Annotated in this window: 18 protein-coding genes; 9 read left to right on the top strand and 9 right to left on the bottom strand. The window is 51.8% G+C overall.

Annotation, left to right across the window (positions count from 1 at the left end; genetic code table 11):
* Positions 1–149 precede the first annotated feature (149 nt).
* The 3 genes from CWS43_RS12350 to CWS43_RS12340 all read left to right on the top strand — a co-directional run bounded on the left by CWS43_RS12350 (position 150) and on the right by CWS43_RS12340 (position 4,742).
* Positions 150–1,685, top strand: a complete 1,536-nt coding sequence (locus CWS43_RS12350; RefSeq protein ID WP_101077402.1) for a glucan biosynthesis protein G — start codon at positions 150–152, stop codon at positions 1,683–1,685.
* Positions 1,678–4,260 (top strand): glucans biosynthesis glucosyltransferase MdoH, encoded by a 2,583-nt coding sequence (mdoH, locus tag CWS43_RS12345; RefSeq protein WP_101077233.1) that lies wholly within the window; start codon positions 1,678–1,680, stop codon positions 4,258–4,260. The genes CWS43_RS12350 and mdoH overlap by 8 nt, the downstream gene beginning before the upstream one ends.
* Positions 4,261–4,496: 236 nt before the next feature.
* On the top strand, positions 4,497–4,742 hold the full coding sequence (locus CWS43_RS12340; RefSeq protein ID WP_101077232.1) for a YceK/YidQ family lipoprotein: 246 nt from the start codon (positions 4,497–4,499) through the stop codon (positions 4,740–4,742).
* A gap of 16 nt (positions 4,743–4,758) precedes the next feature.
* Here the strand turns inward: CWS43_RS12340 and CWS43_RS12335 are convergent, their stop codons facing one another.
* On the bottom strand, positions 4,759–5,166 hold the full coding sequence (locus CWS43_RS12335) for a MysB family protein (RefSeq protein WP_101077231.1): 408 nt from the start codon (positions 5,164–5,166) through the stop codon (positions 4,759–4,761).
* 226 nt (positions 5,167–5,392) lie between these two features.
* Here CWS43_RS12335 and CWS43_RS12330 point away from each other — a divergent pair, with 226 nt between their 5' ends.
* Together CWS43_RS12330 and CWS43_RS12325 are read left to right on the top strand one after the other, a co-directional pair.
* The gene (locus CWS43_RS12330) at positions 5,393–5,791 is read left to right on the top strand and encodes a VOC family protein (RefSeq protein WP_101077230.1); all 399 of its coding nucleotides are present in this window, start codon (positions 5,393–5,395) and stop codon (positions 5,789–5,791) included.
* 131 nt (positions 5,792–5,922) lie between these two features.
* Positions 5,923–6,279: a hypothetical protein gene (locus CWS43_RS12325; protein WP_101077229.1), complete on the top strand. Its 357-nt coding sequence runs from the start codon at positions 5,923–5,925 to the stop codon at positions 6,277–6,279.
* A gap of 24 nt (positions 6,280–6,303) precedes the next feature.
* Here CWS43_RS12325 and mdtG read toward each other — a convergent pair whose 3' ends face one another.
* The 4 genes from mdtG to CWS43_RS12305 all read right to left on the bottom strand — a co-directional run bounded on the left by mdtG (position 6,304) and on the right by CWS43_RS12305 (position 10,854).
* On the bottom strand, positions 6,304–7,542 hold the full coding sequence (gene mdtG / locus CWS43_RS12320; RefSeq protein ID WP_101077228.1) for a multidrug efflux MFS transporter MdtG: 1,239 nt from the start codon (positions 7,540–7,542) through the stop codon (positions 6,304–6,306).
* 290 nt (positions 7,543–7,832) lie between these two features.
* Complete coding sequence (locus CWS43_RS12315) at positions 7,833–8,267, bottom strand: DoxX family protein (RefSeq protein ID WP_101077227.1); 435 nt, start codon at positions 8,265–8,267, stop codon at positions 7,833–7,835.
* Positions 8,268–8,465: 198 nt separating this feature from the next.
* Positions 8,466–9,401 carry a Kdo(2)-lipid IV(A) acyltransferase gene (locus CWS43_RS12310; protein ID WP_101077226.1) on the bottom strand — a complete coding sequence of 312 codons (936 nt, stop codon included), beginning with the start codon at positions 9,399–9,401 and terminating at the stop codon, positions 8,466–8,468.
* Positions 9,402–9,756: 355 nt separating this feature from the next.
* Complete coding sequence (locus CWS43_RS12305) at positions 9,757–10,854, bottom strand: NADH:flavin oxidoreductase/NADH oxidase (RefSeq protein ID WP_101077225.1); 1,098 nt, start codon at positions 10,852–10,854, stop codon at positions 9,757–9,759.
* A gap of 356 nt (positions 10,855–11,210) precedes the next feature.
* Between CWS43_RS12305 and CWS43_RS12295 the strand changes: the two genes are divergently transcribed.
* Entirely contained in the window at positions 11,211–12,266 is a 1,056-nt protein-coding gene (locus CWS43_RS12295) for a rhodanese-related sulfurtransferase (protein WP_101077224.1), read from the top strand.
* Positions 12,267–12,337: 71 nt separating this feature from the next.
* On the opposite strand, the gene CWS43_RS12290 is transcribed toward CWS43_RS12295, so the two are convergent.
* Both CWS43_RS12290 and CWS43_RS12285 read right to left on the bottom strand, forming a co-directional pair.
* The gene (locus CWS43_RS12290) at positions 12,338–12,916 is read right to left on the bottom strand and encodes a YceI family protein (RefSeq protein ID WP_101077223.1); all 579 of its coding nucleotides are present in this window, start codon (positions 12,914–12,916) and stop codon (positions 12,338–12,340) included.
* Positions 12,917–12,962: 46 nt separating this feature from the next.
* Positions 12,963–13,508 (bottom strand): cytochrome b, encoded by a 546-nt coding sequence (locus CWS43_RS12285; RefSeq protein ID WP_101077222.1) that lies wholly within the window; start codon positions 13,506–13,508, stop codon positions 12,963–12,965.
* 554 nt (positions 13,509–14,062) lie between these two features.
* Here CWS43_RS12285 and CWS43_RS12280 point away from each other — a divergent pair.
* Genes CWS43_RS12280 through CWS43_RS12270 form a run of 3 tightly spaced genes read left to right on the top strand, consistent with a single transcriptional unit; the run spans position 14,063 to position 19,378 of the window.
* Positions 14,063–15,205 carry an efflux RND transporter periplasmic adaptor subunit gene (locus CWS43_RS12280; protein ID WP_101077221.1) on the top strand — a complete coding sequence of 381 codons (1,143 nt, stop codon included), beginning with the start codon at positions 14,063–14,065 and terminating at the stop codon, positions 15,203–15,205.
* Between the two features lie 9 nt (positions 15,206–15,214).
* On the top strand, positions 15,215–18,310 hold the full coding sequence (locus CWS43_RS12275; RefSeq protein ID WP_101077220.1) for an efflux RND transporter permease subunit: 3,096 nt from the start codon (positions 15,215–15,217) through the stop codon (positions 18,308–18,310).
* Between the two features lie 27 nt (positions 18,311–18,337).
* Complete coding sequence (locus CWS43_RS12270; protein WP_101077219.1) at positions 18,338–19,378, top strand: AI-2E family transporter; 1,041 nt, start codon at positions 18,338–18,340, stop codon at positions 19,376–19,378.
* Here CWS43_RS12270 and CWS43_RS12265 read toward each other — a convergent pair.
* Positions 19,375–19,839, bottom strand: a complete 465-nt coding sequence (locus tag CWS43_RS12265; protein ID WP_101077218.1) for a MarR family winged helix-turn-helix transcriptional regulator — start codon at positions 19,837–19,839, stop codon at positions 19,375–19,377. The genes CWS43_RS12270 and CWS43_RS12265 overlap by 4 nt on opposite strands.
* A gap of 164 nt (positions 19,840–20,003) precedes the next feature.
* Entirely contained in the window at positions 20,004–20,672 is a 669-nt protein-coding gene (locus CWS43_RS12260; protein ID WP_101077217.1) for a LuxR C-terminal-related transcriptional regulator, read from the bottom strand.
* Between the last annotated feature and the right edge of the window lie 130 nt (positions 20,673–20,802).

Here is a 20,802-nt window from a genome sequence, read left to right as displayed (position 1 = left end):
TAGCGCTTAAACGGTTCATCAATGGCTGAACCATCGACTGCTCAAGTTGTCGGAAACCTGACACTTCCCTTAAAATAGTTACAGCGAGTGAGTTAAGCGCGCGTAAAGGAGACAAGGTGTCGGATAAAAATTTTTCCATAGGGTCACGTATGATCAAAGTCCGTTTGCTAAGTGCCGCAGTGTTGATGACCATGTTCACCTCATCTGCCTGGGCTTTTTCTATAGATGATGTTGCCAAACAAGCGAAGGCGTTAGCCGATAAAGGCTACGAAGCGCCGAAAAGCAATCTTCCGTCTCAATTCCGCGATCTCAAATTCGCAGACTACCAACAAATTCAATTCAATCATGACAAGGCGTACTGGAAAAACCTGAACACGCCTTTCAAGCTTGAGTTCTACCATCAGGGAATGTACTTCGACACTCCGGTAAAAATTAACGAAGTGACGGCTGACTCCGTCAAAGAAATCAAATACAGCCCGGATTACTTCAACTTTGGCAACGTTAAACATGATGCTGACTCAGTGAAGAACCTCGGGTTTGCCGGTTTCAAAGTGCTTTATCCCATCAATAAAGCAGACAAAGATGATGAAATTATGAGTGTGCTGGGTGCCAGCTACTTCCGCGTCATCGGTAAAGGCCAGGTTTATGGCCTGTCTGCCCGTGGTCTGGCGATTGATACCGCCCTGGCTTCTGGCGAAGAGTTCCCGCGTTTCCGTGAATTCTGGATCGAGCGTCCTAATCCTGATGAAAAGCATTTAGTAATTTATGCTTTGCTCGATTCACCTCGTGCGACTGGCGCTTATCGTCTGGATGTCTATCCGGGTAAAGAAGCGACCGTTGACGTGCAGTCACAGGTTTATCTGCGTGACAAAGTAGGCAAACTGGGCGTTGCGCCATTGACCAGCATGTTCTTGTTTGGTGCGAACCAGCCTTCTCCGGTACTGAACTATCGCCCGGCGCTGCATGATTCGAATGGCCTGTCTATCCATGCTGGAAACGGTGAATGGATCTGGCGCCCGCTGAACAATCCGAAACACCTCGCCGTCAGCCAGTTCTCAATGGAGAACCCGAAGGGCTTTGGTCTGCTGCAGCGCGGTCGCAATTTCGCTAACTTCGAAGATTTAGACGATCGCTACGACTTGCGTCCAAGCGGTTGGGTTGAGACCAAAGGCGACTGGGGTAAAGGTAAAGTTGAGCTGGTAGAAATTCCTACCGCTGATGAAACCAATGACAACATCGTGGCCTTCTGGACGCCGGAACAATTACCGGATGCGGGTAAACCGCTGAGCCTGAACTATCGTCTGCATTTCACCCGTGAAGAAGACAAATTGCATTCTCCTGATCTGGCATGGGTCGAACGCACTATGCGCTCTACCGGTGATGTGAAACAGTCGAACTTAATCCGTGAGCCAGATGGCAGCATTGCTTTCCTGATTGATTTTGTCGGTCCAAACCTGAAAGCACTGAAAAGCGACACTCCGGTGGCTTCTCAGGTCAGCGTGGGTGACAACGGCGATCTGGTTGAAAACTCCGTCCGCTATAATCCGGTAACGAAGGGCTGGCGTCTGACGCTGCGCCTGAAAGTGAAAGATCCGAAGAAAGCCATCGAAATGCGCGCTTCTCTGGCCAATGGCGACAAAACACTGAGTGAAACCTGGAGCTACCAGCTGCCTGCAAATGAATAAGTCAACGCACTCTACTCAAGATTATGTAGAAGCTTTGCCGCTTACTGATGAACAGAAAGCGGCGCTCGCTCAGCAGCTCCCGGCTGGGGAAGAGCAGGCTTTTGCTACCGTACATCACCGCCTCGGCGGTGATGTTACCGCCTCTGTTGGCGCGCCCGATCCTGATGCCCCGCTGGTATCAGTGAAAGCCCGTGTGGGCGCTAGCTGGCCGGATGCTCTTGCAAAAGGGGCTCTGGATGAGGTTGATGACGAAGGCCGTACTATCGCCAGTGCGATGCCACCGGTGAAACGTTCCAGCATGTTTCCTGATGTCTGGCGCACCAACCCGGTGGGCCGCTTTTGGGATAACCTGATGGGTCGTAGTGCGGTTTCCCGCCACACGACTTCGCATATGCCAGAATCGGAAAAACGCTGGCGTCACGCCGGTTCCGTTCGCCGCTATATCCTGCTGATCCTGATGCTGGTACAAACGGCGATCGCCACCTGGTATATGAAAACGATTCTGCCTTATCAGGGCTGGGCGCTCATCGACCCCGCAGATATGCTGAATCAGGACTGGTTGCAGTCGGTTTTGCAATTACTGCCATACGTGTTGCAGACCGGGATTCTGGTGCTGTTTGCCATTCTGTTCTGCTGGGTTTCGGCCGGTTTTTGGACCGCACTGATGGGCTTTTTACAATTGCTCATTGGTCGTGACAAATACAGTATTACGGCATCGACGAAGGGCAATGAGCCGCTGAATCCGAATAACCGTACTGCGCTGATCATGCCGATTTGTAACGAAGACGTGGAGCGCGTTTTCGCAGGTCTTCGTGCAACATATGAATCAGTCAAAGCGACCGGCGATTTGGATCAGTTTGATATTTATGTCCTTAGCGACAGCTATGACCCGGATATCTGTGTCGCAGAACAAAAAGCCTGGATGGAAGTCTGCCGCGACGTTGATGGTCACGGGCGAATCTTCTATCGCCGCCGCCGTCGCCGTGTGAAACGTAAAAGCGGTAACATTGATGACTGGTGCCGTCGCTGGGGCGGAGAATATGCCTACATGGTCATTCTCGATGCCGACAGCGTCATGAGCGGCGAATGTCTGACCGGCCTTGCCCGTCTGATGGATGCTAACCCGAATGCCGGTATTATTCAGTCTGCGCCAAAAGCGTCAGGCATGGATACGCTGTATGCGCGTTGCCAGCAGTTTGCGACCCGTGTTTACGGCCCTCTGTTTACCGCTGGTCTGCACTTCTGGCAGTTGGGTGAATCCCACTACTGGGGGCACAACGCCATTATCCGTGTGAAGCCGTTCATCGAGCATTGTGCACTTGCGCCATTGCCGGGTGAGGGTTCTTTCGCGGGTTCCATTATGTCCCACGACTTTGTGGAAGCTGCACTGATGCGCCGTGCCGGATGGGGTGTGTGGATCGCTTATGATCTGCCGGGCAGTTATGAAGAGTTACCGCCTAACCTGCTCGACGAGCTGAAACGCGATCGCCGCTGGTGTCACGGCAACCTGATGAACTTCCGTCTGTTCCTGGTAAAAGGTATGCACCCGGTTCATCGTGCGGTATTTCTGACCGGCGTGATGTCCTATCTTTCTGCGCCGCTGTGGTTTACGTTCCTTGCGCTGTCCACCGCATTGCAGGTGGTGCACACGCTGATGGAACCGACGTACTTCCTGCAGCCGCGTCAGTTGTTCCCAGTATGGCCGCAGTGGCGTCCTGAGCTGGCGATTGCCCTGTTCTCGACGACAATGGTTCTGCTGTTCCTGCCAAAACTACTGAGCATCGTCCTTATCTGGGCGAAGGGCGCAAAACAGTTTGGCGGCGCATTCCGCCTGCTGATTTCTATGTTCCTGGAGATGCTCTTCTCGGTTCTTCTGGCACCAGTGCGTATGTTGTTCCACACCGTTTTCGTGGTCAGTGCATTCCTGGGTTGGGAAGTGGTCTGGAACTCTCCACAGCGTGACGATGATGACACGCCATGGGGCGAAGCCTTCAAACGCCACGGTTCTCAGTTGTTGCTGGGCGCAGTCTGGGCTGCCGGTATGGCATGGCTGGACTTACGCTTCCTGTTGTGGCTGGCGCCAATCGTCTTCTCACTGATCCTGTCGCCGATCGTCTCAGTACTGTCGAGCCGCGCAACGCTGGGGATGAAGAGTAAGAAAGCCAGGTTGTTCCTGATCCCGGAAGAGTACGATCCGCCACGTGAACTGGTAGCGACCGAGGAATATCTGGCGCTTAACCGCGAACGTAAGCTGCAAAACGGCTTTATGCATGCGGTCTTCGATCCGGGCTTCAACGCACTGGCTACGGCGATGGCAACATCCCGCCACCTGTTGCGAGATGCGGTGGAGAATGGCCGCCGTGCCCGTCTGGAACAGGCGCTGAAAGTCGGCCCTAAAGACTTGGGTAAGGCTGATCGTCTGGTGTTGCTAAGCGACCCGGTACTGATGGCGCGTTTACACTCTGCGGTGTGGACGCAACCCGATCAGCAGGCGTGGGTCGCTTATTACGACCAGCTTCCGCGTAACGTGCAGGCTTTCCCTGTCACCCAGACGCTGGAAGTTAAACCGGCCTGAGTTAATTAGCGAACGGAAAGGGCAGTATGTGAAAACATGCTGCCCTTTTTATTGCCTCACGATCACAGACATACGTGGGTCATCAGGCAGGAAGGACTGCAGGTGACTCTTTAGCTTGCAGCGTATAAAATTTTACTTCCCCTTAACGTAAAGGGAGTGATTGTGCGTGCTAAGCTGAGAGCGGTGTTCAGCGCTTAAAAAGCGCTTCTTTTGATTTGAATCGACAGGTTGGGTAAGTGATTAATCGGGTAGTTATTCGCGGATGTACACTGGCGTTACTGGTGACTGTGCTGACAGGTTGCGGCAGTATTATCAGCCGGACCGTGCCGGGGCAGGGGCATGGCAATCAGTATTATCCCGGTGTGCAGTGGGATTTACGTGACAGCCCGTGGCGTTATGTCACTGTTATCGATGTTCCGCTATCGATGATTGTCGACACCTTCATGTTACCCATTGACGCGCGCCACGGCCCTTACGAATAAGTTTGAGCAAATTCCTTCAGTCAATATCGCGACCGGGATAATCATCCTCGTCGTCCCATTCTTCAGCCGCTGCTTCCCCTTCTTCAGTATCGAGTTGCGGTTCATGCTGGAATTCGCCTTCGTCCCATTCATACAGCGTTGCTTCTTCATCCCATTCTTCTTCAAGTTCTATCTGATCATAGTCCTCATCAAAGATGGCCTGAGCCGCCGCACCGTTGCGGAAAGTCAGTGCGTCGATAGAGTCTCCGTCTCCGCTGAGAAATTCCGCCTGCCACATAATATCGCCATCCTGCATGATGTATTTTTGCAGATTGAACTGATCCGGAAGCGGCTCTTCATCGTCATGGATCCTGTCCTGTGCCGCTTCGATAAATTCTTCGCGCGCGGCGTCAATCGCTTCTTCAAGCGTTGCGTACATGCTCATCATTGTCTCCTGAGTTTTATGAGGGGAAATAATCAATGGTCTTGATAATAAATAGCGTTATGAATGAAGAAGTAATAACCATCTGGCAGTGAAAACTCTGATTAAATTATTGTTGTCGATAACTGACAGGATGCAAGTTTTCAGATGAAAAAACAGGCCGCCGTTCTTCTGCTATTCTCTGAGTCTTGATACCGGAGAACGATGATCTGAAGGAGTGATGATTACTATGGTTTCACGAAATGCAGTGCTGCGGATTGCCCGCCCGACCGATAATCTTGAGCAGATTTCGGCGATGTACAGTCAGGGACTGGGCTTTGAAGTGATAGGCAGTTTTAGCGACCATCGGAATTTTGATGGCGTTCTGGTCGGGCATCCGCACCATCATTATCATCTGGAGTTTACGCATCATCACGGCACAACCGTCGGGCGCGCACCGACGCAGGATAACCTGCTGGTGTTTTATATTCCGCAGGCTGAGCAATGGCAGGCGCAGTGTGACGCGATGCTGGAGGCCGGGTTTATTTCTGTTCCTTCGTACAATCCGTACTGGGATGAAAATGGGCAGACGTTTGAAGATTTAGACGGTTATCGCGTAGTGCTGGCCTCGCGGGACTGGAGCGTCTAGAGAGAAATGTCAGAAGAACTTCAGCTTTGCAAAGAGGGCGGTGGCAGAGGGTAAAAGTTTAGCAAACCGCCAATCCGGGGAAGAATTGGCGGGTAGAGTGACGGTGAACTTTCAAGAATAAGGTTACAGCTATGAAGATTCTTTCCCGTACTCTGCTTATGCCACTGTGTGGTTTTGGCTTGTTTTTCAGCGTCGCCGGTATGGCAGCTGACAGCACGCATCCACAACCACCAGTGGAACATGCCCACGGTATGCCGCCATTTGACCATGAGGGTATGTTGCCTCCGCCGCCGCCGATGATGGGGCTCTGTCATCCTGGGGCATTATTCTGTGCAAGCGTGGCGAGCGATAATCCAACAGAAACGATTCAGAAACTGACTTCAGTACTGCCGGCGACAACGGCGGGAAAACATTACGAAGTCCGCCTGGCGGTCGTCGAAGTGCCTGACCACCTGCCGATGCCTCCGCAGGCAGATAAAAACAAATAAGTCGTTTAAAAATGCTGGCCGGTATTAATCGACCATCGCCTGATGCGGCCGGCGTTGCAGGCACCAGTAGGAATATACGGCGTTAAACAGAACCACAAGCGCCGTGACGCAAAACACGGTGCGGAACCCGTAGCTTGCCGAAACCGCGGCGCCTAATAAGGGGCCGGTAACATTCCCGACATCACGAAACGATTGGTTATAGCTGAAGACCCTTCCCGCCACCTGATTGGTGCAGTTATAAATCAGCAGCGTTTGTACCGCCGGTAGTAACGCACCGTCAGCCGCACCGAGCAGGAATCGTAAAATCCCCAGTTGCAGCGGGGTTTGCACAAACGCCATCGGAATCAATAGCAGAACGGAAACGCCCATCATTGCCACCAAAATCCTTTCAGGCCCGATTCTGTCCCCCAGTTTACCCAGCCTCGGTGCACTCATGAGCGCAGCGACACCCGGTACAGAAGCAATCATGCCGCTGATAAACGCCAGATTTTGCGTATTTCCGGCCAGCTCGCGGACATACAGTGTCAGGATCGGTGCAATCGAGCCTGTAGCTACCTGAATAATCAGCGTTGTGACGAACAGGCATAACACCAGCTTAGGGTTTTTCAGCGAAGCGAAAACTTGCTTACGGTTAAGCATGTCTTTTTTATTCACCGGAACAAATTGCTCGCGGATGAAATAGAGCGTCATCAGGAAACACAGGAACAAGACAGTGGCGGTGATGAAGAAAACCGGGCGCAAACCATAACTGTCTGCGAGTAAACCACCGACCAGCGGGCCGATCAATGCGCCACTGACGGCACCGGTAGACAATGTCCCCAGCGCCCAACCACTTTTATTACGTGGGATCTGCGTGGCGATCAGCGCATTAGCATTAGGGACAAAGCCGCCGAGTAAGCCCAGAAGGGCACGCAAAATCAGGAACTGCCAGATATTTTGCGCCACTCCCATAAGCGCCATGACGATAGCCATGCCGAGTGCTGAGCGAAGCAGCATGATCTTTCGCCCTTTTCTATCAGCAAGCCCGCCCCAAAAAGGTGACGCTATCGCCGAAAACAAAAAGGTGATACTGAAAACCAGCCCGGACCACATATTCAGCGACTCATGGCCAGTAACACCGAGGGTTTCTACGTAAAGGGGCAGGAAAGGCATGATCAGGCTGAATGCTGCGCCGGTAAGAAAGCAGCCAATCCAGGCGACATACAGATTACGTTTCCAGTTTATGGGTTCTGGTGCGGTTTCAGATTCAGGTGCCGAAGTCATAAATTACCGAAAAAAGAGGTCAGATTCGCTCTGGAATGACAGTTGTGAACAAGGCAGAGCACAAGTAACAATCAATTGGCTGGATAATTATGCGCCTAATTATCATCCGCTTCAATGATGTTAATGGACTGTAACAAAGGAACTAAAATAGAGGTTTAAAAAATTTGGCGGGATGAAGCAGATCAAGACAAAGAGGAAAATACAAAAAAACGGCCAGCGATGAGGCTGGCCGCGACAGACACAGAATTAAAATACAAACAAAAAAACAGACACAGCAATAAAACAGGGGATTAACGCAGAGCTTCGTTTTTCATGACTGAATAACGACCGCTACCCAGGAACATGATCACCAGACCGCCCAGGAAGTACATCGCTTCGCCTTCCAGACCCCAGGCCCCCACATCGGTGACGGTGAAGAATTTACCGGCAACCACCAGTAAAACTGCTACTAAAATGTTGAATGCCATTACCAGTGCGGCAGGACGGGTGAAGATGCCCAGAATAATCAGAACTGGTGCAATCACTTCACCGATGTAAGCCCCGTAAGCGATGAATCCCGGTAAGCCGTCAGCCTGAAGCATCTTGGCAATCCAGCCTACGCCATTTTCCATTTTCGCCACGCCGTGGAATAAAATCAGAATCCCGAATGTGAGACGCAACAGTAACTTACCAAAATCCGGATGATCGGTAACGCGGGTAAAAGCAGTATTCAGTTTAGCCAACATGATGTATTCCTTTTGAAGGTCACAAAGTGGTCACGCGGCTCCCAATCGGCGCGGGAGTAATCACGTGGAGAAATCATGGGGAGAGTATTGGCCTAAACGGGATGGGATAAAATCTGATAACTTTGAAGAAGTCTGTCAAAAAAATTGTCGAAGCAAATCAAAAAACCGGTTCAGGGAGCCATGAACCGGCATATGACATTAATCGCTGAGCGCCTTGTATAACGAAGGCTCACCCTGTGGCCGGGTTTTGAAGCGGCGGTGCAGCCACATGTACTGTTCCGGCGCCTGGCGTATTTCGTCTTCCACCACTTTGTTCATATAAGCGGCGGCAACTACTTCATCATCAAGCGGGAAATCAGCGACCTGCGGATGGATAATCATCTCATAGCCTTTCCCGTCGGCCAGACGACGCGGCGTAAACGGAATGATGGCCGGTTTGCCCATTCGCGCCAGCAGATAAGTCCCGGTGGTTGTCGCGGCTTTATCGACGGCAAAGAAGGGCACAAATACGCTGGCTCGCGGGCCGTAGTCATGATCCGGTGCGTACCAGATGATGTCACCCTGTTTCAGGCTGCGTATCATCCCTTTGAGATCTTTGCGATCGAGCATGCCCTTATTCGAGCGCATACGGCCTTTGGTCTGGATCCAGTCCATCAGTTTGTTGTCATGAGGGCGGTAAACGCCAACGCCTGGATTGTGAATGCCGAAAATACGGGCGCCCAGCTCCAGCGTCAGGAAATGGACACCAATCAGCAGGACGCCTTGCTGATTCTCACGCGCGCGCTGGATATGTTCCAGGCCGCTGACTTTAAACCAGCGTTCAATACGCCAGTCAGGCCAGAACCATGCCATGCCAGTTTCAAACAGCCCCATCCCGACTGATTCGAAATTTTTCACCACCATATCTTCCCGCTGTTCAGGATGCATATCAGGGAAACATAATTCGATATTACGTTGCGCGATTTTATAGCGGCGTTTCAGAAAGCGCATTGAGAAGCGCCCAAGCCCGGTGCCAATGCGATAAATGACCGGATAGGGTAATAACACCAGCGCGTACAACAGCCCCAGACCTATCCAGGTGATCCAGTAGCGTGGATGCAATAACGAACGATTAAAAGTAGGTACCTGAGTCATAGATTCTCTGCGTCAATGTATCGAAGTAGAAAGTTTATAAGCTCTGTCTGATGCAGCAGCCCGCCACAGAAATACGTCACATATTCATCAATGAAATGTGTGTTATTCGTTATTCATTGCAGCAAAGTGTTTTATTGTGGCACTTTTTTTGTATGAGGTGAAAATTCACGGCACTAATACCTCATTTCACTTAAGGAGTGAGTGTATGGGAAACCGTGTGGTGACTGATAAACTCAGCTTCGTTTTTCGATAGCGACCAAATCAAATATCAGCAGGAAAACGCATTTTGTCAATGAAACGGGCAGCTGTTTTGCTGCCCGCGACCACGTCATTTGTCGATCCGGATATCTGATTTTTATTCCGGCAGGAAAAGCCCTTTCACGCTGTGAGGTTCACTTCGCCAGTATTGTTTAGGCGCGTAAACTTTTGCCCCCAGTTTTGCTGCTGCATGCCATGGCCAGCGCGGGTTATATAAAATGCCGCGAGCCAGCGCGATCATGTCAGCCTGACCGGTGCCGACAATCGCTTCGGCCTGTTCCGGTTCAGTGATTAAGCCGACGGCGATCACCGGCATTTTGACGTGCTGTTTGATGCTGTCGGCGAAGGGCACCTGATAATTAGGTCCAACGGAGATTTTCTGATGCTGGCTGAGGCCGCCGCTGGACACATGAATATAGCTGCACCCCAGCTTATCCAGTGCTTTGGCGAGTTCGATGGATTGCTCCAGATCCCAGCCGCCTTCCACCCAGTCTGTTGCGGAGATACGTACGCCGATCGGTTTTTCTGCCGGGAAGGCCGCGCGAATTTCCTGGAAGATTTCCAGCAGCAGCCGCATGCGATTTTCCAGAGAGCCGCCGTACTGATCGGTGCGCTGGTTGGAAAGCGGAGACAGGAACTGGTGCAGAAGATAACCGTGCGCACCGTGTAGTTCCAGCAGATCAAACCCGAGGCGGTCGGCGCGTCGTACGCTATCCACGTACGCTTTTTTCAGTTCGCTGATGCGTTCAGCAGAAAGCGCTGCGGGGGCTTCTGTTCCTTCGGCAAAAGGAATGGCGGAAGGTGCGACAGTTTGCCAGCCACCGGCTGACTGAGGGATTTGCGCGCCGCCTTTCCAAGGTGCGGCGTGAGACGCTTTGCGTCCTGCGTGGCCGAGCTGCAAACCGAGCGGAATGTTGCTGTTTTCGCGCAGGCCGTCGACGAGATCTTTCAGCGCGGTTTCAGTTTCATCATCCCACAGCCCTAAATCCTGCGCCGATATGCGCCCGGCGGCTTCCACCGCTGTGGCTTCGAGGATCAGCAGACCGGCGCCGGAAAATGACAATTGCCCGAGATGCGCGTGGTGCCACGAAGTCGCTTTCCCCTCGTCGGAAGAGTACTGGCACATTGGTGCGATAACAATGCGGTTAGGGAGCGTCAGGCCGCCCAAAGAAATCGGTTCAAAAAGCTTGCTCATGTTTCCTGCCCCTTAAAAAATCAATGTGGTGGATATACCCGTCATACTTCAAGCTGCTTATGCGTTGGCTGCAACCGCTCACCCCAGTCACTTACTTGAGTAAGCTCCTGGGGATTCACGGCTTTGCCGCCTTCAAGCAACTTGAATTATTTTGGGTATAGATCACAAGTATGGTTAACATCTGAGAACAGGTTACCGCATTTAGAAAAAGGGCAAGAAGCAGCAGGTGTTTTTCTTATCATGAATTTGCAACGGAAGATGTCGCCGGTGTTGCTTTAATGTATAATCTTGCCGCTTCAAAAGTAGCTAATTGGTTTCCAATAGTTAAATCCCCCTGAAAGACAGGAACGTACACCATGCCAGTGTTACATAACCGTATTTCTAACGAGGAACTCAGAGCGCGCATGCTGGCTGAAACAGAGCCCCGCACGACGGTTTCTTTTTATAAGTATTTCCAGCTCGAAGATCCGAAAGCTTTTCGTGATGCCTTGTATATCAGCCTGACACGCCTGAATGTGTTTGGCCGTATTTACGTGGCAAAAGAAGGGATTAACGCGCAGATCAGCGTGCCGCAAAGCCAGTTTGACGCGTTCAAAACCGAGCTGTTTTCCAGCCATCCGGCGCTGGATAACATCCGCCTGAACGTGGCGCTGGAAGATGACGGCAAATCCTTCTGGGTTCTGCGTCTGAAAGTGCGTGACCGTATTGTGGCGGACGGCATTGATGATGAGTCGTTCGATCCATCGAATATCGGCGAGTACCTGAAAGCCGAGCAGGTCAACGCTATGATTGACGACCCGGACACGCTGTTTGTCGATATGCGTAACCACTACGAATATGAAGTGGGGCATTTCGATAAAGCGATTGAAGTCCCGTCTGACACTTTCCGCGATCAGCTGCCAATGGCCGTTGATATGCTGAAAGAAGACAAAGACAAGAAAATCGTCATGTATTGTACCGGTGGTATTCGCTGTGAAAAAGCCAGCGCCTACATGCTGCATAACGGTTTTAAAAACGTGTACCACGTGGAAGGCGGCATTATCGAATATGCGCGCCGTGCGAAAGAGCAGGGTCTGCCGGTTAAATTCAAAGGTAAAAACTTTGTCTTTGATGAGCGCATGGGCGAACGCATTTCTGACGATGTGATCGCGCATTGTCATCAGTGTGGCGCGGCGTGTGATAACCATACCAACTGTAAAAATGACGGCTGCCATTTGCTGTTCATTCAGTGCCCGACCTGTGCGGCGAAGTTCGACGGTTGTTGCAGCGAAATCTGTATGACTGAGCTGAAACTACCGGTTGAAGAACAGCGTGCGCTGCGTGCTGGCCGTGAAAATGGGATCAAGATTTTCAACAAGTCCAAAGGGCTGTTGCAAACGACCATGCACATTCCGGCACCGGAAAACGACTGAACTTTTGATCCGTCGTAAAAAAGGCCCTGACGATTTAAAACCGTCAGGGCCTTTTGTTTTGGCGATGCGGATTATTTCTCCTGCACGCCTTCCACGGAAATGATCAGCTCGACATCCTGCGATGCAGGGCCGAGATCGGTGGTGATCCCGTAATCCTTCAGCGCAATTGTGCCTGCGGCTTCAAACCCGGCGCGATAACCGCCCCACGGATCCTTACCCTGACCCAGCAATTTCGCCTGGAGGGTTAATGGTTTCGTCACGCCATTCAGGGTGAAATCACCGGTAACGGCCAGGTTATCGCCCTCTTTTTTCACCGACGTGGATTTAAATGTGGCCTGCGGATGCTTGCTCACATTGAGGAATTCCGCGCTGCGCAGGTGTTTATCACGTTCGGCATGGTTCGTGAACACGCTGGTGGTGTTGATGGTCACGTTCACTTTATCCGCTGCCGGGTCTTTCTCGTCAAAGGTAAAGCCGCCGTCAAAATCGTTAAAACTGCCGTAAAGCCAGCTGTAGCCCAGATGCTTGATGCGGAACTCAATAAACGCGTGCTGTCCTTCTTTGTCGATTTTGTAATTCGCTGCACTTGCGGTGCCTGCGGCCAGCAACAGGGATGCCAGTGTCAGGCCCAGAGTGGTTTTTTTCAGCATGGTTATTCTCCATTTATCCATTAAGTGAATCGCAAGGTGAAACAGTTCAGCGCCCCAGCATGCGTGTCAGCGTGCTGTCACGGTCGATGAAATGATGTTTGAGTGCGGCCAGCGCGTGGAACGCAGAGATAATCACAATTCCCCACGCCATCCACAGATGTACGGTGCCGGCGATGTCCGCCTGTTGCTCCAGCCCGAACAGCGTGGCCGGAATATCAAACCAGCCGAAAACGCTGACCGGCTGGCCTTCGGCGGTCGAAATGAGATAGCCGCTGAGCAGGATCCCGAACAGACCGGCAAAGAGCAGAACATGCGCGAGCCAGGCCCCGAGCCGGGTTTTGGCGCTGTAGCTGTCCAGCGGTTTTGGAGGCGGCGAAATAAAGCGCCAGGCCAGCCGGAATACCATGGCCGCGAAAACCAGCACGCCAATGCTTTTATGAATTTCCGGCGCGCGGTGATACCAGGTGTCGTAATAGCCCAGCCCGACCATCCATAATCCCAGTGCGAAAAGGCCATAAACGGCCAGCGCAACAATCCAGTGGATCAGAATTGAAATATGTCCGAAGCGCACAGTCGTATTTTTCCAAAACATAATTTGGCCGCTCATCGTGAGAGTTATTTTTGGAAAGTAAACATTTGGAAACATTCTGGCAAACTATTATTTTCAAATTAGATGATTAATTTAACTTGTTCACTATTTTTGAACTGATTAAGGTTATCTTGTTCAGCTTATTCGTTTTTGATTCATCAGAACGGCTGTGATGGGCTGTGGTTCAGTCTGGGTGCGGGTTTGTCAGGTTTTGTCATCGACGGTAAAGTTTGTTTTATTACTAAAAATTTGAGTAAAAAAATTAATTTCATCCGTGATTGTTATTTTTGGATGATGACTAAAATGAAAAACGTTATCTGATTTAGCGGATAAGACTCTTCGGAATATTAATTCTAAATATTCCTTAAATATAACGTAAAGAAATCACGGGATATTATACAAACTGATCGGGATCAGTTTATGGAAAGTCATCACCTCTATAATCTCCGAAAATTCTGATTAGGATTTTTTTTATCTACTAAAATGGATATGAGCCGGTGCGTGCACTTTCCTGACCTTACAGAACCGGCATCCGACCTGACACGGAGAGTGACACCATGTTTCCTGCAATATGCCGTTATGCACTTTTATCCCCACTTCTGGCCCTGTTTTTATCCCTTCCGGTTGTCGCGAATGCGCAATCTGTTCCGACGGTTACGACATCGACTATCGCAACGCAAACTGATGGCGTCAGCCGTACTTATCTTGGCCGCCTTGAGGCTGTTCAGGCGGTGAATGTTGTCAGCCGCACGGAAGGCTTTATTTCTAAGCGGGCTTTCCAGGAAGGTCAGCTGGTTAAAGAGGGGGATGTCCTTTATGAAATCGACCCCGCGCTGCATCACTCCGCAGTGGCGCAGGCGAAAGCGCAGCTCGACAGTGCGAACGCCACGGCCCGACATGCGCAGACGCATCTGAACCGTATTCAGCGTCTGGGCGATGCACGGACGGTCAGTCAGTCCGATGTCGATACCGCACTTGCCGCACGCGATACCGCCCGGGCCGCCGTCGCGCAGGCTCAGGCCGCCCTGAAAACTCAGGAATTACAGCTAAGCTTTACCCGCATTACGGCACCTATTTCCGGGCGCATTGGCGTGAGTCATTATCACACCGGCAGTCTGGTGAATCCGGCGAGCGGCGCGCTGACTGAAATTGTTCAGCTCGATCCGGTTCGCGTGGTGATTTCCGTTAACGAACGCGATGTGCTCAGTGCCAGCCAGAGCAGCGGTTCGCTTGAGGACGCTTTCGCGGCGGATAACATGACGCTTTCGCTGCGTTTATCGGACGGTTCGCCGTACCTGAAAACACCGAAATTTGAATCCCTTGGGAACCGTATTGATACACAAACCGGCACGCTGCCCGTCAGGCTGACCGTTGAAAATCCGGATCACCGTTTATTGCCGGGTGGCTCTGTTAACGTGCTGGCAGCACCGCGCTCCGGACAGAAACTTCCGGTTCTGCCAGCCGCGGCTTTACAGCAGGACGCTACCGGCCACTTTGTTTTGCTGGTGAATGCTGAGCAGCAGGTTGAGAAACGGGCTGTCCGCCTGGGCGCACAGACCGGACAGGGATATTTCGTTCTTGAAGGTTTGCAGGGTGGGGAAAAAGTGGTCACAGAAGGGCTGCAATGGATCCAGCCCGGGATGAAAGTGAATACGCGGGACACCTCAGGTGCTCCGGCGACGCCGGCAAAAAAAGGTTAAGGAATAACGATGCTCGAGCAATTCATTAAAAGACCGCGCTTTGCGGTGGTCATCGCGCTGGTCACGGCGCTGATAGGTGCCGTGGCGCTCAAGGTGATCCCGGTAGAACAATATCCGGACATCACGCCGCCCGTCGTTTCTGTCAGCGCGATTTACCCCGGTGCCAGTGCGCGTGACGTGGCGGAATCTGTTGCTGCGCCCATTGAAGCGCAGGTCAACGGCGTCAGCAACATGCTCTATATGTCCTCAAACAGCGGCAATAACGGCAGTTACTCGCTGACGATTACCTTTGCCAGCGGAACGGACCCTGATACTGCGGCTGTTGAAGTACAAAACCGTATCTCTCAGGTCAGCTCTCAGCTCCCGCCGGAAGTGCTGAATACCGGCGTTTCCGTACGTAAGCAGGCATCCAATATTTTACTCGGGATCAGCCTGTTATCCCCGAAACATACCCACGACATGCTGTTTATCAGCAATTTCGCCAGCATCCAGCTGCGCGATGCTTTAGCGCGTATCGACGGCGTCGGCGATGTTCGCGTGTTTGGTTCCCGTGACTACAGCATGCGAATCTGGCTCGATCCGCGCAAGATGGAAGCACTGGATGTCAGCAGCATGGAAATCAGTTCGGCAATCCAGAGCCAGAACGTGCAGGCGGCGGCCGGTCAGATTGGTGCTTCGCCAAGCCCGTCCCTGCAGCAACAAACGCTCACCATCAGCGGGGCCGGACGTCTCAGTACGCCGGAAGAGTTCGGCAATATTATTGTCCGTAAAAATGCTAGCGGCGGGACGGTGCGTTTGCATGACGTCGCGCGCATTGAACTGGGCGCACAGGATTATCAGGTCAACGCCACGCTGAATCAGACGCCGTCCGCTTTCCTGTCGGTTTATCCGGCTCCGGGTGCCAATGCGCTGAATGTGGCCAATGCGGTGCGCGCGGAAATGGAACGTCAGGCGGGGTATTTCCCGGACGATCTGACCTATGAAATTAAATTCGACTCCACACGGTTTGTCAGCGCGACGCTGGATGAAATCGTCGTGTCTTTGGTACTGACGTTCATCGTCGTTCTGACCATTGTTTTCCTGTTCCTGCAAAGTCTGCGGGCCACATTCATTGTTGCACTGACCATTCCCGTCTCTTTGCTCGGCACTTTTGCCGTGCTCTACATCTTTGGGTATTCGGCCAATACACTGAGTCTGTTCGCTATTATTCTGGCGCTGACGGTCGTGGTCGATGATGCGATTGTCGTGGTCGAAAATGTCGAACGGCTGATGGTTGAAGACCCGTCGCTCGGGCGGGTAGCCGCAACCCGTCTGGCGCTGAAACAAATTGCCGGACCGGTTATTGCCACTACTGTAGTTCTGCTGGCGGTATTTGTGCCGATTGCAGTGCTGCCGGGGATTACCGGTGCGCTGTACCGTCAGTTTGCGGTGACGCTTTCTGCGGCGGTGGTGCTTTCCAGTATTAATGCATTAACGCTGACTCCGGCGCTGTGCGCAACATTACTCAAGCCCCGTCCGGAGAAACCTGCGCGCTTCTTCCAGCTTTTTAATAACGGGCTGGACAGCGTGCGCGATACCTATGTCAAAGCCGCGCGTGGGATCAGCAGAAATGTGCTGACCAGTATTGTGAGCGTGATTGTAATCGCCGGTTTGTGTGCATGGGGTTACAGCAGTTTGCCGAAATCTTTCCTGCCAGATGAAGACCAGGGCTATTTCTTCGTGAATGTGCAGCTACCGGACGGCGCGTCCCTTAACCGTACCGATACGGTGCTCGGGCCGATGAAGGCAATCCTCGTGAAAGATGATGCGGTTGAAGATGTCATCGCGATCAGCGGATTCAGCCTGCTGAGCGGCGGGAGTTCACCGAATTCTGCCTTTGGTATTGTCTTGCTGAAACCCTGGGGTGAGCGCAGCAGTGTGGATCAGGTCATCGGACGGTTACAACCGGCGATGGCGGGCATTCCTTCTGCGATGATTATGGCGATAAACCCGCCAGCCATTTCCGGGCTGGGTACGGCTTCCGGGCTGGATTTGCGCTTACAGGCGTTACGCGGACAATCACCGCAGGAACTGGCTGCGACCGGACAGGCGCTTATTCTGGCGGCAAATCAGGATCCGCAACTGAGCCGCGTCTTCACGACATTCAGTGCGTCCGTGCCTGAAATTGCACTCAGCGTGGATCGCGATCGTGCTGCGCAATTGCAGGTTCCGGTCAGCAGGATCTTCGGTACGTTGCAGACATCGCTCGGCGGGGTTAACGTCAGCGATTTCATCATCAACAACCGCTTGTTCAACGTGCAGATGCAAAATGAGATGGAAGATCGCCAGCGTGCAGATCAAATCTCGGCGCTGACCGTGCGCAGCGATAACGGCTCTCTGGTCAGTCTGGGGAAAATGGTCAGCCTGACGCCGTCTCTCGGGGCTCCGTTTATTACGCAATATAACCAGTTCCCGTCACTGGCGATCAGTGGCTCTGCTGCGCCGGGCGTGAGTTCCGGGGAGGCGATGACGCAAATGGAACATATCCTCAGCGAAAAACTGCCCGCCGGTTATGGTCATCAGTGGACCGGTATGTCGTTGCAGGAAATTCAGGCGGGCGGGCAGGCTATCGTGATTTATGCCGCGGCGCTGCTTTTCGCCTATCTGTTCCTGGTTGCCCAGTATGAAAGCTGGAGCATACCGCTGGTGGTGATGATCTCGGTGATTTTTGCGGTGTTTGGCGCTGTCGGTGGTCTGCATCTGGCCGGTCTGAGCAACGACGTATATGCCCAGATTGGTATGGTGTTGCTCATCGGGCTGGCGGCGAAAAATGCCATACTGATTGTCGAGTTTTCGAAAGCCAGAAGGGAAGAGGGCGCCACTATCCGTGAAGCGGCGCAGGACGGCGCGAAGCAACGTTTCCGCGCTGTCATGATGACCGCAATCTCGTTCATTCTGGGCGTCTTGCCGCTGGTACTGGCATCGGGTGCTGGCGCGATGAGCAGGCACATCATTGGTGTCACGGTATTTAGCGGAATGCTGTTGTCCACGACGGTGGGGATCTTGTTCATCCCGTCGCTGTATGTACATGTTCAGCGTCTGCGGGAACGGGTGAAATCCCGTTAAAAAACCGGGCCGCATCAGGAGGAAGATTTGCGTAAAACGATCGTGACGACTCAGGGACTGAAAATCGTCGTAATGATGGCGATGCTGGTGGTGATTTTCGCGGGAATTAAATCTGCGGCGGACATTATTGTACCCTTCATTCTGGCGCTGTTTCTGGCTTTTGTTTTGAATCCGCTGATTGTGCTGCTGGGGAAATGTCGGGTGCCGCGCGCACTCGCCGTTTTGCTGGTGGCGACGCTGGTGATCTGCCTGATGGCATTCATGACCACCAAACTGCTGGTGACGCTCAATGAATTTGCGCGCACGCTGCCGCAGTATCGCGGCCTGATCGTCGAAAAACTCAGTTATCTCGAGGAACTGTCCGGGCAAAGCGATCTGACGTTATCGCCTGAACAGCTGGCCAGTTATATCGACCCGGCAGCGACGTTGAACCTGGTCAGTAAACTCATTAGCTATCTGTCTAATGCGATGGCGGGTTTGTTTCTGTTACTGATGACGGTGGCATTTATGCTGCTTGAAGTGCCGCAGTTGCCGTACAAAATTGAACAGATGTCGGATGAACCGGGAAAGGGGATGGCAAACGTTCAGCGGGCGCTCGACAGCGTGACGCGTTATCTGGTGATCAAAACGTTAATCAGCGTGGTCACCGGGCTGGCGGTCTGGGCGCTGCTGGCAGCGACGGGGATCCGGTTTGCGTTTCTGTGGGGAATGCTGGCGTTTGCGCTGAATTACATTCCTAATATTGGTTCTTTTCTGGCGGCAATCCCGCCGGTTGTTCAGGCGTTCTTGTTCAACGGCTTCAGTGAAGGGATTGTCGTAGCAGGCGGATATGTGCTGATTAATCTAGTTTTTGGCAGCATCATCGACCCCAAAATTCTGGGGCGCGGGTTAGGGCTTTCGACGCTGGTGGTCTTTATGTCCCTGATTTTCTGGGGATGGCTGATGGGGCCGGTCGGAATGCTGCTCTCTGTGCCGCTGACCATCGTGCTGAAAATAGCGCTGGAACCCACGGCCGCCGGGCATAAGATTGCCGTTCTGCTGGGTGATGGCGCCGCAAGAAAACGCTAAAGCTTGTTTAACTCTTCAATGCGTACTGCGTGCGTTTCAATGCTTTGCAAAGAGGCCATGAGTTGCTGACGGGCCGGTAAATCCAGCCCGCCAAACAACCGGTCGATGGCTTCCTGCTTCGGTTTTTTAGTCTGTTCTAACGCCTGCTTTCCTGCTTCCGTTAATTCCAGCAATTGTGAACGGCGATCTGTCGGATGACGTTTACGCACCAGCAAACCGTCCCGGTCCATGGCATCAATCGCATCGGTGATGGTTCGGGGAGATTGCTGAAGCACCAGAGCCAGTTCTGCGGGGCGGCAGGTACCTTCATGCGCGATGGCGGACAGAAGTTTTCCGCGAGCCAGGGAAAGGCCCTGCGCGGACATTGCTGCATCCACTTGTTTGCGCATCAGACGCATTACGGAAAGCAATGTTTCTGTAATTTCTGTTGGGGTTGCATCTTTGCTTAGCGATTGTGTCATTATATGAGGTTGCTCAAAATTAGGCTGCTAATCCTAAATTGATTGTATTCCTCTTAGCGCGGAGTGCAACCGGGCCGTAAAATTTAAAGTGTGGTTTTCGCCAGGATGAAGGCAGGCATTTTATAAAATACCCTGACGGTTCAGGGTATTCAGTGTGGATTAACTCAGCTGTACATTTTGTAAATTATCTGAAGATCATCTTTAATCTGGCGACTGATAGGAGACACTGAAATGTCATCAATAGGCCAGAATAAATATTTTATGAAGTTGTAAATAAAGCAGAATTCCAGGCGGTTACGGACTTTGATTTTCTGTGCCAGGTGGCGTTTATGCACATATACGGTCCGGCTGCTGATATTCAGTTTTCTGGCGATACGGTAGTTTGGCATCTCAGACATCCAGTAACTCATCACCAGAATTTCCTGATCGCTGAATAATGTCTTCGGTATCCCAAAGCTATTGACCGGCATGAACACTTCCGGGTCTGACGCAATCCGCTGTAATAAGTATGTTAATGATTGCTTGTTGAGAATAGACACCTCACGGGTAATGGACAGCGGGGTATCAGAGTCAGGATAATTTGCATCAATATAACAATAAATTCGCGCCGTATGGCGGAATTCAAAGAAGGTTTTCAGTTCTTCACATAATTCTACATTATGACAATATGTTGTCATATTCACTAAGATAATATCGGGCTTGAATTCAGGGATCGTCTTGAGTGCCTGAGAAATATTCACACTATCAATAATGTCGAGATTATTATTCTCAACAAGATAAGAAAAAATGCCTAAGCGTGTAAAACCACAGGGTTCAATGATGGATATTTTCATAGCACTTCCTTGTTATGCGTATCATTACGCGATAGAAACCACTCCTGTGATTTCTAGCGCCAGCATAGTTTTTTTTCTATATTGCTGTCAATTCGGAAATACCATTCTATTGATCCCGTTCAAAACAAAA

This window comes from Rahnella sp. AA, assembly GCF_002834385.1.
In the GTDB taxonomy this organism is placed as follows: Bacteria; Pseudomonadota; Gammaproteobacteria; order Enterobacterales; family Enterobacteriaceae; genus Rahnella.
Note: the sequence above shows the minus strand (reverse complement) of the source record. Positions and strands in the feature narration are given on the sequence as shown.